This is a genomic window from Clostridium tunisiense TJ, assembly GCF_000300195.1.
Lineage (GTDB): Bacteria > Bacillota > Clostridia > Clostridiales > Clostridiaceae > Clostridium_J > Clostridium_J tunisiense.
In genome coordinates, this window is sequence record NZ_AMQH01000011.1 from 319,700 (window position 1) to 334,962 (window position 15,263).

At 30.9% G+C, this 15,263-nt stretch carries 18 protein-coding genes; all 18 read right to left on the reverse strand.

All coding sequences use genetic code 11. The features are described from left to right. Positions 1–30: 30 nt before the first annotated feature. The gene (locus tag C661_RS0111630) at positions 31–1,098 is read right to left on the reverse strand and encodes a hypothetical protein (RefSeq protein WP_017415493.1); all 1,068 of its coding nucleotides are present in this window, start codon (positions 1,096–1,098) and stop codon (positions 31–33) included. A 215-nt stretch (positions 1,099–1,313) separates the two neighbouring features. Continuing rightward, entirely contained in the window at positions 1,314–1,529 is a 216-nt protein-coding gene (locus C661_RS0111635) for a hypothetical protein (RefSeq protein ID WP_017415494.1), read from the reverse strand. 3 nt (positions 1,530–1,532) lie between these two features. After that, positions 1,533–2,714 carry a GNAT family N-acetyltransferase gene (locus C661_RS24245; protein WP_017415495.1) on the reverse strand — a complete coding sequence of 394 codons (1,182 nt, stop codon included), beginning with the start codon at positions 2,712–2,714 and terminating at the stop codon, positions 1,533–1,535. 43 nt (positions 2,715–2,757) lie between these two features. After that, positions 2,758–3,192 (reverse strand): NUDIX hydrolase, encoded by a 435-nt coding sequence (locus C661_RS0111650; protein WP_017415496.1) that lies wholly within the window; start codon positions 3,190–3,192, stop codon positions 2,758–2,760. Positions 3,193–3,271: 79 nt separating this feature from the next. Then, the gene (locus C661_RS0111655) at positions 3,272–3,859 is read right to left on the reverse strand and encodes a DJ-1/PfpI family protein (RefSeq protein ID WP_017415497.1); all 588 of its coding nucleotides are present in this window, start codon (positions 3,857–3,859) and stop codon (positions 3,272–3,274) included. 96 nt (positions 3,860–3,955) lie between these two features. After that, complete coding sequence (locus C661_RS0111660; RefSeq protein ID WP_017415498.1) at positions 3,956–4,573, reverse strand: methyltransferase domain-containing protein; 618 nt, start codon at positions 4,571–4,573, stop codon at positions 3,956–3,958. 95 nt (positions 4,574–4,668) lie between these two features. Beyond that, positions 4,669–5,142: a glyoxalase/bleomycin resistance/dioxygenase family protein gene (locus C661_RS0111665; RefSeq protein ID WP_017415499.1), complete on the reverse strand. Its 474-nt coding sequence runs from the start codon at positions 5,140–5,142 to the stop codon at positions 4,669–4,671. 38 nt (positions 5,143–5,180) lie between these two features. Next, the gene (locus tag C661_RS0111670) at positions 5,181–6,188 is read right to left on the reverse strand and encodes a phosphotransferase enzyme family protein (protein WP_017415500.1); all 1,008 of its coding nucleotides are present in this window, start codon (positions 6,186–6,188) and stop codon (positions 5,181–5,183) included. A gap of 348 nt (positions 6,189–6,536) precedes the next feature. Further along, a complete protein-coding gene (locus C661_RS0111675) occupies positions 6,537–7,508 on the reverse strand; it encodes a GNAT family N-acetyltransferase (protein ID WP_017415501.1) in 972 nt (323 codons plus the stop codon). Positions 7,509–7,814: 306 nt separating this feature from the next. Further along, the gene (locus C661_RS0111680) at positions 7,815–8,285 is read right to left on the reverse strand and encodes a GNAT family N-acetyltransferase (protein WP_017415502.1); all 471 of its coding nucleotides are present in this window, start codon (positions 8,283–8,285) and stop codon (positions 7,815–7,817) included. 19 nt (positions 8,286–8,304) lie between these two features. Continuing rightward, the gene (locus C661_RS21795) at positions 8,305–8,721 is read right to left on the reverse strand and encodes an NUDIX hydrolase (RefSeq protein WP_017415503.1); all 417 of its coding nucleotides are present in this window, start codon (positions 8,719–8,721) and stop codon (positions 8,305–8,307) included. Between the two features lie 394 nt (positions 8,722–9,115). Beyond that, positions 9,116–9,670: an NUDIX hydrolase gene (locus C661_RS0111690; protein ID WP_017415504.1), complete on the reverse strand. Its 555-nt coding sequence runs from the start codon at positions 9,668–9,670 to the stop codon at positions 9,116–9,118. Between the two features lie 124 nt (positions 9,671–9,794). After that, positions 9,795–10,295, reverse strand: a complete 501-nt coding sequence (locus tag C661_RS0111695; protein ID WP_017415505.1) for a GNAT family N-acetyltransferase — start codon at positions 10,293–10,295, stop codon at positions 9,795–9,797. 48 nt (positions 10,296–10,343) lie between these two features. Continuing rightward, the gene (locus C661_RS0111700; RefSeq protein ID WP_017415506.1) at positions 10,344–11,216 is read right to left on the reverse strand and encodes an alpha/beta fold hydrolase; all 873 of its coding nucleotides are present in this window, start codon (positions 11,214–11,216) and stop codon (positions 10,344–10,346) included. 454 nt (positions 11,217–11,670) lie between these two features. Further along, positions 11,671–12,063: a cytidine deaminase family protein gene (locus C661_RS0111710; RefSeq protein ID WP_017415508.1), complete on the reverse strand. Its 393-nt coding sequence runs from the start codon at positions 12,061–12,063 to the stop codon at positions 11,671–11,673. A gap of 60 nt (positions 12,064–12,123) precedes the next feature. Next, on the reverse strand, positions 12,124–12,861 hold the full coding sequence (locus C661_RS0111715; RefSeq protein ID WP_017415509.1) for an alpha/beta fold hydrolase: 738 nt from the start codon (positions 12,859–12,861) through the stop codon (positions 12,124–12,126). A gap of 62 nt (positions 12,862–12,923) precedes the next feature. Next, positions 12,924–13,475, reverse strand: a complete 552-nt coding sequence (locus tag C661_RS0111720; protein ID WP_017415510.1) for a hypothetical protein — start codon at positions 13,473–13,475, stop codon at positions 12,924–12,926. 96 nt (positions 13,476–13,571) lie between these two features. Further along, positions 13,572–14,282, reverse strand: a complete 711-nt coding sequence (locus C661_RS0111725) for an HAD family hydrolase (RefSeq protein ID WP_017415511.1) — start codon at positions 14,280–14,282, stop codon at positions 13,572–13,574. Between the last annotated feature and the right edge of the window lie 981 nt (positions 14,283–15,263).

Here is a 15,263-nt window from a genome sequence, read left to right on the forward strand (position 1 = left end):
CAAGTGGCACTAATGAGTAGATACTACTAGTCATTCATTATTATTCTGATTCCCATTATTCCATTTTGCCCTTGTCCTCATCTTTTTCAAATCAACTAATGCAGAATATTGATACTTTTTACACCAATTACAAAATATTGACTTAGGTGATAGTATTATTTTTGTAATCATTGAATTTGGAACACTTACCCATCCCCTATTCGGTATTAAAGAAATGTCAAGAAAATCCCCTTTTTGTTTCACCTGATATATTCCTTTAATATGTCCCATTTCTTCAGATGGATTAATAGAAAACTCACCAGTCTGATCACCAATCACAAATACTGGGGTAAAATTTATCACAACCTTTTTATCTTGTACTACTTCTATTATAGACAAACCTATGCCCTTATCTGTTTCAACAAATTTATATTTAATCCCCTGGTCAATATATTGCATCTGCTCATCTAACTCTATTTCTTTCACTTGCATATCAATTGGAATGAATTCTATGATCTGACTTTCCATGGTATATCTAGAATAGTAGCGCATCTGTCCATTCATAGGAACTGGAATTGGAAAAGCATCTAATTTCAAGGCTGTGTCATCAATGCAAACATCTACAATAGTTTTTTTTCTTCTAATAAAATCAAAGTTATATAGGAAAAATATAGGAAGGCATGATGGTCTTTTACTTCCTAACCCAATGGGTGCCAATATATTCATGGGAGTACTTTTCTTCTTAGTCTTTTCCTTTATATATACATGAACCCTTCGTTTTTCTAAATCCTGAAAATCAAAGGAAATTTCTACACATCCATCCACTTTTTCAAAAACAATATTTTGCATATCCGTTTGTATATGCTTATTTAATCCTTTTTCCGCGACATCGCACTGCTCATTTGGATCAAATTTTAGTGACATGTCGTCATACATATCTACATATCCATCATTTCGATATGCTAATACCCGAAATCCCGTCCCTACTTCATTGCCATTTAGATATTGTAACTCAAGGCCTCTATATATTGAATCTGGCTTTTTCTCAAAGTTTATTAAAGCTAATTTTTCCATTGGTGCATACTTTATTCCAAAGGGTAGTATTGTTTTCACTTTCACTCCACACCTCCTAAACATCTCCACATTACCCACATTTAAGAAAAGCTATCTTACTACGGCTAAATACAGTCCTACCTTTAAACATCAACTTCTCTGTTTTCTCAGTTTTTCTCTGTAAACGGTAATTACTTGGTTATACTTACAGTTATTTACCGCTTAGTTTGATAAGTCTTACATTATTTAAATTTTAAAAATTACGTGGTCTTTTATTTGAATTACGTCTTATCTACATTAGAATACTTTTTATTGGACGCAATTATAATTAACAAAAACCCTATACCTGAAAGAATACCCCCAACAATATTTGTCCAAAGATTAAACCACATTGAACAGCCTATTAATACCATAGTGATACCTACTGCAAAGATTTTTTTATGCGACATTGCTTTTATTTCATTTAACATATATATTTTTCCTCTCTTTTCGTTCATCTCCTAATCCCATTGACCTGGAAATCTTAGTTTTTTTAGCTTAGGAAACTTTTTACTATATTCCTCAACTTCTTCCTTTGGAAGGTTTTCAAAAACTTCAGATTCATAGAATTTTCCTTTTATACCTTTCATACTTCCTTCCCATAACTCAATACCCATAAAGGCGTCAAAGTTCCTCCCCTCAGCAGATGTGATATTAAAATTATCACAGGTTTTAAATCCTATTCGAGGGTAATAGTCTGGTTCTCCAAAAATTATAATACCTTTATAGCCTTTATTTTTAGCTATGTCCATGGTTTCCCTTAATAGTAGTTCTCCAACCCCACAGCCTTGCCATTTAGGCTCTACGCAAAGAGGTCCAAAAGTTACAACTTCATGTGTATCTTCACCATCAACAACTTTTGCCTTGGAATACATTATATATCCAATTATCTCTCCATCCTTTACTGCTATTCTACTTAACTCTGGTAGAAAATCTTTATCTTGTCTCATTTTATGCACAAGGTAATGCTCGTCACATCCAAGATGATGATTGTTCCAAAATGCATGCTGAGTCATAAGTTCTACCTTGTACCAATCATCCTCAGTTTCCATTCTAGTTTCTACTTCTTCACGGCTTAACCTTTTCTTTTTCTTTGGAAACCATCCAAATTCTAATCTTACTTCTTTTCTTTGTAAATCATTGTTTTTGTAGCAGCAAGTATCCATACCAATAAGAGTAAATCCCTCATGCTGATAAAAATCTATGGCATTAACATTACAAGATTGTGTTTCTAGTATAATAGCTCTACGGCGCTGTCTTCTTGCTTGTTCCTTTGCCATCTCAATTAAAGCATGTCCTATTCCTTGCTTTTGATAATTTTCTGCTACCCAAAGTTCTGTAATTCTTAACCTATTAGACCATAACTCTTGATCTGTCTCCATAGCTGCAACTAGCTCATCATTTACTAACACTCCCCAAGCATATGCATTTTCCCAATGATCTTCATATAACTTATCTGGATAATTATATTCTTCTGGGGTATGAGTTACTGGCTCTGCAAAGTCTTTCTTTTCTATGTCAATAGCAAAACCTTTGCCTGTTTTATTTACTATAACATCATAATACTTATCTGTAGTGTACCTTATAGGAATTATAGTTCCCTTCCATTTTTCCTTTGATAAATGTATAATTTCGTACTCCATAATCTTAATCCCCTCATTTCTATATTGCTTATTTCCTACTAATTTATTGTTCACTTAACTGTCTAATTTTTTCATTACAAAATTTTATTAATACTGATTTTATTGGTGGGCTTAACTTATCTGGAATTTTATCATAATCGAACCATTTTAACTGAAGAACTTCTGATTCTTGTATATGTACCTCACCCATAAAATCATTACATAAATAAACTATATCAATAATATACGCCTCATTACCGTCTGGATACATATGATATTGCTCACTGCCAGAAAACACACCATAAAGTTCTAATCTATTTGCTATTAATCCTGTTTCTTCTAACAATTCTCGCCTTGCAGCATCTTCAACTTTTTCACCCATCTCAACCGAACCACCATGATATCCCCAGCATTTATTATCTTTTCTTTGTTGCAATAAAACTTTATTATCTTTGTATATAATTACACTTGCTCCACATAATTGAAACTTTTTACCCATAATACCACCCCCAAAATATTTTTAATTCATCAATCCCCTAATTGTATATACTTTCAAATTATCAAACACTCAATTCTTCTTATGAAAATCCCATTGCTTTTTTAACTATTTCCATTTGCTCCTTAGATGTCAATAATTCCAATAACTTAAATGCAACCTTAGGTGCTGTCTCTGGACAATAAGAGGTTATAATATTCTTGTCTACTACTACTGGTTCATTAACAACGTCTACTGAAAATTCTGCTAATTGTCTTTGACGCTTCCCATCTCCCAAATGATAGGTTGTTGCTTTACGATTCTTTAAAACTCCACTTTTCCCTAAGGGTAAGGCTGCAACACAAATAGTTGCAATAATTTTCCCCTTAGCATCAAATTCCCTGATAAGATTTAAAAACTTTTCATCATAGGTTTCTTCGTAAAAACCATATTCTTCAAATCCCCCTGGAATTGCCAAGGCATCATATTCATCAACATTTATATCATCTATTAACCTATCTACAGTTATAGGAATATTAAAAGTACTTATAACTTCTTTGTTAAATCCACAGGTTTCAACCTGTACATCACATCCATAACCATCCCTTGCCCATCCTAAAACATCTACAAACACGCTAAATTCCATGGTTTCAAAGCCTTTTGCTAAAAATAATAATATTTTTCTTTTCATAACCTTCTCCTCCTTGTTATGTACAAAGCCTTACTTGCAACCTACTTACAATCATTCTCTTGGAGACCTATAGTTGAATTATAAGCTTGACTTTAATTATCTCTTTCTTGCCACAATCTTATTAATGGCATGAAAATGTTTAGGTGCACCAGGATGTTCATCTTCAAGAACAAATTCCTTATGATTAACTATTTCCCAATCTTCATAAAGTTCTAACAATTCTCTTTCTTTCGCCATACCAATTGCGAAATCTTTGATATCATCCGATGCTGGAACTTTATCCGTAAATATTTGAATAACATGAATTCCACCAATGTTAGTATTTTCTTTTGCATCCTTAATAAATTTATGCCACCCTGCTCTATGAACAAAATGCAGTGTTCCAAAGGAAATAATAAGATCATATTTATATTTCCACTGAAATGTACATAAATCTTGTACAAAAGCATTTATCTCCACATTTCGTTTTTCTGCTATTTTATGCACCTTATTTATAGCATTTTCTGATAAATCAAATGCAGAAACATTTTCAAATCCACTTCCTATAAGATAGAATGCATTTTTTGCTTCCCCACATCCAGCTTCTAATACTCTGCCTCTTTTATTAAAAAGATCAATAAACTGTTCTACTTCTGGATTGGGCTTAATTCCGAATGCCGAAATAGAATCATTTTTATAACTTTCCTCCCAAAAAGGTATTTTTTTCTGCTCCATTTTCTGTACCTCCTTCGTATTTTTAACAATAAACGAATATAACACTATATAGTGTTTATGGGTGGTTGGAAAGATTCCGCTTAAGTTAACTTTAATCAAATGATACCTTCATTATTTATCATTTCAACAAATTCAATTGGATGTTGAATAATTCTTGAAGTTTCCTCTATTGAATAACCCTCAGCAAGATAACTCTTTGCTATAACGCTCATTGATTCTCCTATCTCTATAATGTGATGGTCTGGGTCATAAATACGGACAACTCGTTGTTGCCATTCATATTTCTTAGGCTCATGTACGTATTCTATATTCTTATAAGCCTTCACCTTTTCCATGAATTTTTCAAAATCATCCACTTCAAAATATAGTTCCATATTATTAGACTTCTCTATAACTGAATTAACAGGTACATTTGTAAGCCATGCAAAATCCTCTTGTATTGCAAATCCACCGCTAAATGTTACATTTCTCCCTAAGTCAAGAACAACTTCTTGATTAAAAAGCTCCTTATAAAATTTCTTAGAAACATTAACATCTTTAACAGATAATAATGCTAATTTAAATTCCATATAAATACCCCCATAATATAATAGATTAACTATATTGCTCACTTCCAGCTACTTAAAACCTCATTTACTATAGGAATTTGTTGTTCAATTCTGGATTTACTTTGCAAAATGTAATTTTTCATCCACTCATTCAAATTTGACAAATCAACACTACGATGTATTCCTATATAAACAATTATCTCTCTCAGTTGAAGAAATATAGGTATTTGTTTTAACCAATACTCATCTATAGAATTTTCTTTAGAATAGCCCTTCATGAAACTTTCCATAAACCGTTGTGCCTGAGCATGTCTCTCATCTATGCTATCATCTAAAAACACATAGATAATGTAAAATAGTTGGATAGCTATATCTTCTACAAACCAACTATATTGACACTCATCAAAATCAAAAATATTAATACCTTCATCACTTAATATAAAGTTTCCAACATTAATATCTCCATGAATAATTCCAAATGAATTTGAATCTTTACTGAGTTGATTAATTCTATTTACTATAGCCTCATAACTTTCATAGACTTTATATTGATCAACAGGAATAAATTTCTTTATACTTTTTAAATAGTAGTTCTCTGTCCATTCTGGTCTTTGAATTTCTTTTATTGAAGGCATATATTTCTTAGCTAAAAAATGTATTTTACCTGTTGCTCTACCACATTGCTCAAATAATTCGTCATTACTAATACATTCAGGATATCCAATTTTCTTGCCAATAGCTTTCTCAAAAGATGTGACAATAAAATATGAATCTTTTACATAAATTCTCTCTGTTAGTCTATGGTGTATAGAATTGATAGGCTTCGAAGCTAATACTCCATTATTACCTAAGTATAAAATCCACTCTAGCTCACCTCTCACCATTTCCTCTTTTCGGTGGGAGCTATGAGTTAACCTTAAAATGTATGACTTATCTTGTTTTTTATATTCATAAATAAAATTTTGAAAATCCCCAATTAAATTTAGAGCTAAAATATCTACTCCAAATCTCTTTGCAGCTTCTTTTAAAATATGTTCACTCAATAATTCCTTTACTTCCTTCTTCAATTTTTTCACCCCCTGCTGAAACACTTTATATTTACGATATTTATAAGTTAATTTACAGGTCCCCTTAGTAAATAATTTCCTTATAAATTACATTTTACCATGTAGCTAATGTAAAAATACACCTAAATTATCTTATTATTTTCATAAATGAAAAAATAAAGACAACTCACAGCTAATACTTTAATTTAATTAAAGCTTAGATGGAAATTGTCTATAGTTTCATTTTCTATATCCTAACATGAGTTAAATAAACCTAAAAAATAACCTACGCCAAACTTATAATAATAGTATTAAAATAATTACCAAGCTTTATTTTAGTCTTACTATAAGAAGATTATTCATTAAATGTTATATTGAAATTTCTAGCACTTTTAGTTCATTCTCTAGCTTACCTGTATCCCTAAATCCTATGGAAAACCAAAATGGCTCCCCAGTTATCTTATTAGCAGTAAGCCATATATTTTTTACTCCACAACTGATAAACTTTTGTTTGGCAAAATCATAAAGATGTGTTCCAAGTCCTTTTCGTCTATAGGATGGGTCTATATAAAATTCCATTATATATCCCCAATCAACCCTTTCATCTTTATCAATCTTAGCATGTATAAACCCAACGGATACAGTATCAACCTTTAACAATTCTAACCACCGATTATTTTCACCTTGTTTATTAATGATACTACTAAGAAACCTCTCATGTACTTGTAGAGAGCAATCCCACGCTACTTCTCTCATATACTCGTATCCTAGTTTCATGAAATCCATACACCTATCAGGATTATCTGCATTAACTAATACAACTTCAATTTGTTTCATATTATTTTTAATTTCAACCTTTTTAATGTATATAGGGCTGTGATTATCTGGATCTATTTTACCACTATCTTCAAAGCCTAGACCGCACCAAAATGGCTTCCCATTAACTTCATCTGGTGTTAGATACATAGCTTCTATACAATGGCTTAAAAAAGTCTTCTCTATATGCTTAAACATTTCACTCCCGTATCCTTGACGGCGATATTGTGGTAAAACATAAAATTCCATTATATATCCCATATTAGGAGGTAAAATATCCTTAATTCCACCTAAATCAACAGCATAAAAACAGAATCCAATCAAAATACTATCATCAAAACAAAGCTCAAAGTGCATATCCTCTCGACTTCCTTGTATGTTTACTCTTTGCCTGGCATATTCAGTTATCATTGAGTCACTTTCTGAACTTCCTATCTCTTTAAAATAGGGAATCCACATACTCAATAGCTGTTGAAATTGTTTTTCATTTCCCTTATCAATTTGAATAAATTTAATTTTTTTCATAGCGAACCTCTCCTTCTAAAAATAAAATAAAACACCTCCGACAAAACCAGAGGTGTTTATATCTCGCTATGAAAAAGAAGAACTAATTAATTCTTTTTATTAAATGCGGATAAAATAACTACTGATTTCGTCGCCATATTAATTTTCATCATTTTATCCACCTCCATTTCAAAATCTATATATTTATTATACAGTATTTTACATCTGCAATCAAGTAGGTACTGGTACTATTTCCCACACACTTATGTATAGAAACCTTTGTCCTATTTTACACTCTCAACGCTTAATAATATATATTCAATTAAATTATTTAGAATCATATCTCATTACATAAAATTCCCCAAATCCAATATATGTTTCTTGCTGTTTTGTTTCAACAATTTCAAAGCCTTGTGATTTATAGCAATTCACTGCCCTCTTGTTCCAAGTCCTAACTTCTAATACAACAGGCTTGTTAGGAAATCTTTTTTCACTTTCCACTAGAGCCATCTTAGTTATTATTTTTCCCATTCCCTTATTACAACAGTTTGGATTTATTCCAATTCCAAAGAATACAGAGTCTCCTTCATCTAATAAGTTTACAAATCCAACTAACTGACCATCCTCATTTACATAACTAATGTACCTATCTCTTCTTACAGCATCAGTCATGGAATAATTTTCTTCAACCATCTTGTCCCATGATGGAAGATTATAAATTGAATACTCTCCAGAGTATCTCCATTCTGAAATCTCCCTTGCCTGTTCTTCTGAAAGTTTTTGTGCTGTCAATTCCATTGTTATTCACCCACTTATTTTAAATATTGCTTATTAACTTTTCTAATGCAATTAAATTATGTTCCCACCTCAAATATTCTTTTGCTTCATCATATGAACACCATTTATATTCCTCATGTTCCTCAGATAATTTTAGTTCAGGTATATCTTCAACTTCAGCTGCATAACAAAAATCTTGCATATCCATTAATACACCGTTTTTGGGTTCTTCATATTCAAATGTGTACTCTAAATCTCTAATTAACTTGATATTACTTATTCCTGTCTCTTCCCAAACCTCTCTCAGTACAGTTTCTATGAAATTTTCCCCAGTCTCAACACCACCACATACTGGTTGCCAATAACCACTCCTCTCAGGAGTACGTTTTAAAATAAGCACTTTAAAAGATGGATTTTTACAAAAGACAAATACTTGCACATTAACTCTTTGAACCACTAAACCATCACCTCAACATTAGAAAATATATTAATTATTTCTTGAAACTTTTTTCTTCCCCAACACTAACTTTTACTTTTTCAAATAAACTTCTCCTCACCAACTTACTATTTTGTATGATTTAAATAAATTTTAAAAACTTCAATTACGTTAATTTATAAAATTTTTAGTAAGTACTCTCCTTACTAGTTATATTTTACCATGAGGTTAATGTAAAAATATACCTGGAATCCTTTGTTATCTGCACAAATGAAAAAATAAAGACAATTCCCATCTAATACTTTAATTTAATTAAAGCTTAGATGGAAATTGCCTATAAATTTATTTTAGTCGTTCTATAAGAATATTGTGTAATAAGTTTACTGTAGATTATGCTTATACCATACATAGGGAATTAATGTGATTTACAAAATTCATCTAATGCAATGAGCAACATTTTATATCCGGTCTTATGCTGCCAAAATGATTTATTCTGATTCATTACTATATTTTTAAATTCATCATAACTTATGTATTTTACCGCCTGTACTTCTTCTTGCTGCACAGTGACCTCGTCAATATCAAAGTTTGCCTTTAATACAAAAACATCATAAAATTCATTATCAAAAAAAGCTCCATTTTTTTCTATCATAGTTTCCTTGAACGTATAAAGATATTCTACAGAATTCATGAAAGGTGAAATATCCAGCCCTAATTCTTCCTTTGTTTCACGTATTAACGTACTTTCAATGCCTTCACTGCTCTCAATATGCCCGCCGACTGATACATACCACAAATTAGCGCCTGCATCTTTGTCCGCACTACGTTGCTGAATTAATAGCTCATTTCGAGAATTTAGGAGCCATAAGTGTATTACCCTATGGCATATCCCATTCTTATGAGCTTCGTTTCGCTCAATTATTGCACCTGTTTTTTCTCCATATTTGTTATATACATTAAAATATTCCATATTTGACCTCCTCAACATTACGCCACATTTGACTTTCACCAAAAGATGCACACTTTTATACAAGTATGCCTTAATTAATTAGTTGACTTTAAGTATAAATTCTTATGATAATTTAGCCATTGCTTCAAAGCTTCTTCTCCATAAGATAAAATTTCCCTTTTCTCCAATTTGCTTCTCCTACTTTCACGTAGCCGTTTTTATAGTACATTTTTAAGGCAAATGGATTTAGTGAAAAAGCATCCAATCTTATCGTCTCTACACCTTCATTTTTTAACTTCTCTTGAATATGATTTAAAGTTACTGCACCTATACCCTGATTTTGAAACTTGGGATTTACGCACATTCTATGAATTACTGCATAAGTTGCATTTGGATATTTCCAATTTCCATTAATATATTCTTCATCACAGTCATTATTTAAAACATATACGCAAGCTATCTCACTATTAATTTTACCAACATAGAGTTGTTTATTTCTAATGTCGGTTTCAATGGTGTGTTTATCTGGATATACTTCATCCCATTGCAAAATATTATGTTTGTTCATCTCTTCAATTCCATCAGAAAATATATTAATTATTTCTTGTAACTCTTTTTCTTCCGCAACACTAAATTCTACTTTCACCAATGATTTTCACCTCTATAAATTACCATTTTTATAGCTTAAATAAAATTAATATATTAATGTTTTTAGACTATTAATTACTATATCTGGTCTATCTAAATAAACTTCATGTTCACTATTTTCAGCAACTATTAATTTTCCTTGCTTTGAAAGTCTTGATAACTCAATTTGTAGTTTTCGCCACTGATCTTCATATAAAATTGCCTCTTTCTCTGGAATATTGTATTTTATCCACTCTTTTTCTGCTACCTTATTATCCCTTGCTATTACTATTAGCGGGATATTAGGAAATTCAGGAATACTCCTAATTTCATTACAATCTATATGCCAATTTTGGAATTCCTCTGCAATAGTTTTATGAAGCATGGAACTTGTGAAAAATTCTTCTACAGCTATCATATCTTCATCACTTATACGATTTTCATAAGCCGAAATTATACTTCTATTCTGCTTCTTTAATTCTTCTTTTGATTTCTTTGAAGAATCAATATTACTCTCTACCATTTTATCAATTGCAATGAGAGAATTCATAACTGGTGTATGAAGCATGTACAATTGTTCGAAATTGAAGGAAGTAGAGTCAAGTAACACAACACCTTTTAATTTATAAGGGTACATTTTTGCAAAGTGCTGTACACATAGCCCTCCAAAAGAATGTCCCATTAAAATAAATTTATCTCTTATGCCTATGTTTTCTAAAAGACAATTTAATTCTTCTGCAATATTTTTAGTAGTTCTAGGAGTTTTAGGGGCCTGGCTTTTCCCATAACCACATCTATGGTATAAAACAACAGTAAAATCTTCTTTTAAATCTTCCACAATAGAATACCAATCATAGAATGAACTCCCTATGCCTGTTTCTATAACAAGCACTGTTTTACCATTACCCAAAATTTTATATTCTAAATCTACTTCAATCATAGCCCTTCACCTCATCTTTTTTAAATCAAACAATCATTGAATAGCGATAGTTTATCTGTTTGGTATACAAATAATCTTTACTTCATCTTTTCATAGGATAATAAAGCTTATTTTTTTGGGTAAATTATTTCCCAATTACTATATTCCATATTTTTATAATAATAGTAATTATGCTCATAAACTTATCTATCATTTCTTTTAAAAAAATGTGAGATAATAAACGAATTAACTAATAACCATAGAATCACCAGTCCGATTACTGGCAAAATTGAGCTCGCCATGTTACTTATCATACTTGAAGCATATGCTATAAATGCCATAATAGTAACAGTCCATATGCTAGTTGCTAGAATAAATCTTTTTAGTATTTTGCCTTTCATATTCACTTTACCCCTTCTTAAGTATGTTTACTGCAGTGCAGCTTTTTTTATGGCCAATGATAGATTTTATAAAACTATTTATATCTTGGATACTCTGGAAGTGAGTCAATTAGCTTCATTATCTTCCCTTCATTATCAAGTAGTATTTCAATATTACCTGCATCTTCTCCAAGGTGCATCATAAATTCTCTGCAAGCACCACAAGAAGGTATAACTTTTCCATCTTTATAAACAGAGACCACTTTATCTACTTCATTTTCTCCATGAGTGAGCATTGTTGATAAAGCATTTCTTTCCGCGCACATTCCTAATGAACTATTTGTATCTATGCATATACCTGTATAGATATTTCCCTTTTTCGTTAGCACCGCTGAAGCGACACCTCCAACCCACATAGTACTTGAAACTTGGTGTGGATTTATTACATTCATCGCTTCTTTATAAAGTTTTTCCCATATTAGTTTCATATCGATCGATTCCCCCCCTATTTATTACAACACAATTATATCTTTCATCTACCACCGAATTTATTTACTCACTCCATTAATCATCTCTTTTATTGCATCAATTACTACCTGTGGCTTGTCCTTCTGTATATAATGACCACAATCCTCTACAATAATGTGTTTGCTATAATTTGATAAGGTTGCTAAGTCCTTTTGATAGTTTCGCCAAGTTTCTTCTGTAATCACAGAAGATTCTTCACCTTTATGGTCTGCTGTAAGGACTATCATTGGAATATTTCTTAGCGTATCCTTTTTTCTTGCTTCTTTTACTTCCTTGCCACTCCTTATTAATTCATCAAAATTTTGCTCTTCACCAATCAATTGTCTTTTAAACACTTCTATCTCTTTTGAAGTACAGCGCTTCATCCTATCTTCAAATTGATTTTCATGTGAACAATCAACGAATATAATACCTGCCACTTCTTTAGGGTATGTAGCTGCAAATAGCCTAGCATTATAACCTCCAATTGAATGAGCCACTAAGATATAAGGGCCTTTAACCTTTGCTTTGTTTAAAACAGTATGTAACTCATGAACTTGTTCTAAACTGGTTCTTGACAAGTCATCTGCATCACTATTTCCAAGACCCACTCTATCATAAGAAAATGTACTTGTATGTTTAGAAATTTGATTTTGCACCACCTTCCAATCATCCTGTGTACAACCTAGCCCTGACTCAAATACAACAGTTGGATCTCCAATTCCACAACAATTCACGCATATATTCAATGGTTTCATTTTATTTATTTCTATAAACATAAAATCCCCCTAACTTCATTATCCCTGCATCTCTATATTATAATTTTGCTTTTTCTACACAGCTAATCCAATTCAATTAAAACGCTTTTGTATACACCTTCGCCAAAACCATAATTAACTTCGATAGAGCTATTATTTAACCAGTTTACGCCATAAGCATTACTTGAGAATGGCCTATAATTATCATCAGTGGATTCAATAACCTTTAAGTCCTTTACTAGTATTAATCCTTTTCTCTCATAAAAGCTAATAATTCCACCATTAAAAAAAGTTCCCTCTTTTACGATCAAAGTTTTTGAAGAATTAGGCGAAGGAAAATAAAAATACCTAGGCTGAGTATTGGTAAGTAATGAAAATAATAAACTCATTGTGATAAACGTAATTGCTATAAAATTCACTAGACTCTTTAAAGTCCTATTTAATCTTGGATTTATTAACCTCAAGATAGATATGATAATCAAAGCATTTAATATTAAATTAATTGGATTTTGATTAATACTAAAAATTAAAACATATAGAGAAAAGACCTTATTCAAGAATAATAAAGCTCCTCTAATTAGTAGCAAAATTAATAAGTTAATCCTTAATCTTTTATTATTTAAAGACTTCTCCATACTTTTAGCCTCTCACTTTCCTAGTTTGCTTTACTACTTTCATATTTAACACCTCTTCAAATTCCTGTTTTGTCTTCCACTCTATAAATTGAAACTTTATTTAATTACTTCTAGCAATTCACTTAGGGATTTAATCTCAATAAAATTTTTCTTATTTATATCACTATTATGTTTACGGTTTATAAAAACTGGTGTGAATCCAAAACTTTCAGCCCCTAGAACATCTGCTTCAAAGTTATCACCAACGAAGTATACTTGTCCCTTTTCAACTGTGGTATCAGCTGTTTTAATATCATCAAATACAACTTTAAATAAATCTTTATGTGGCTTCCTTAATTTATAATCTGCGCTAAAATGTATATTAACAAAATACTTTTCTAAATCATATTGATTAATGAACTTTTTCATTTCATTCCTTTTAAATATAGAATTGCTTAGTAAATAAATTGGAATTTCTAACAAATTAAGTTGCTCTAAAGTAGAAATAGTGTCATTAAACAATTCAGTAGCATTCATTTCAATTACACAATTAAATAAAATTTCTTCTACTGAAGAATTCACTTTAAAACCATATTTATTTTTAAAATCTAAAAGTTCGTCCTCAAATGCCAGTTCTGAATTATCCTCACTTCTTTTATTATAAAGCCCTTTCCAATATGTAGAAGCATAATGTAGAAATTCAACTTTATCAGTATCTTTTGATAAAATATTTTCATGTAAATACAATAAACCCGAATTAAAATCAAATTTAATGTCATGAAGTATTGTCTCAAATAAATCAAAGATAATAACTTTAGCTTTTGCCATAAAACCCCTCCTAACCATCAGGTTGTTTTGATAACCATGTTTTATAATTGCCCAATCTCCAACAGTACCATTTTACCATATAATTACTGTAATAATATACCTTAACTACTAATTACTTATATCTCAAGTGAAAGTATTATGCAGTGTAGCTAAATGTTTTAGGAAAAACTCACAGATGTATGACCCCTCTTCCCAGCCCCTTTGATTTGAAGATTTTTTATAAGGCATCTTCTAAAAATAAGTAAGTCAGTATACTCGTCTATTTTGTGTTATACTGCGTCAACAGGTTCCTTATCTGCACAAGCAAGCTTGCTTGTGCACTGAAGATATCCTTCACCTCTTTGACTTATTATTTATTTTCAGATACCTAATTCATTTATGCAAGTATGTTATTTATTTTTAGCTTTTTATAGTTTATAAAAAAATATAAAAAGCTACCCTTAACTACTAATTACTTATATCTCAAGTGAAAGTATTATGCAGTGTAGCTAAATGTTTTAGGAAAAACTCACAGATGTATGACCCCTCTTCCCAGCCCCTTTGATTTGAAGATTTTTTATAAGGCATCTTCTAAAAATAAGTAAGTCAGTATACTCGTCTATTTTGTGTTATACTGCGTCAACAGGTTCCTTATCTGCACAAGCAAGCTTGCTTGTGCACTGAAGATATCCTTCACCTCTTTGACTTATTATTTATTTTCAGATACCTAATTCATTTATGCAAGTATGTTATTTATTTTTAGCTTTTTATAGTTTATAAAAAAATATAAAAAGCTAAATTGTATAATCTTACCCTTATTATGAAACTCTTGGACAGGGGTTGTTTTAGCTTTTATCCCATGTTAAGATATGTTCATCAGCAATGTACTGAAGCAATAAAAGCTACTGATTGCCACAAGGAGTTACACATACCCCCAAGGAAATAAGCAGCAAAATAAAAAATAAGGAGTTGTTGATATATGATAACTAATAAAATATTAGC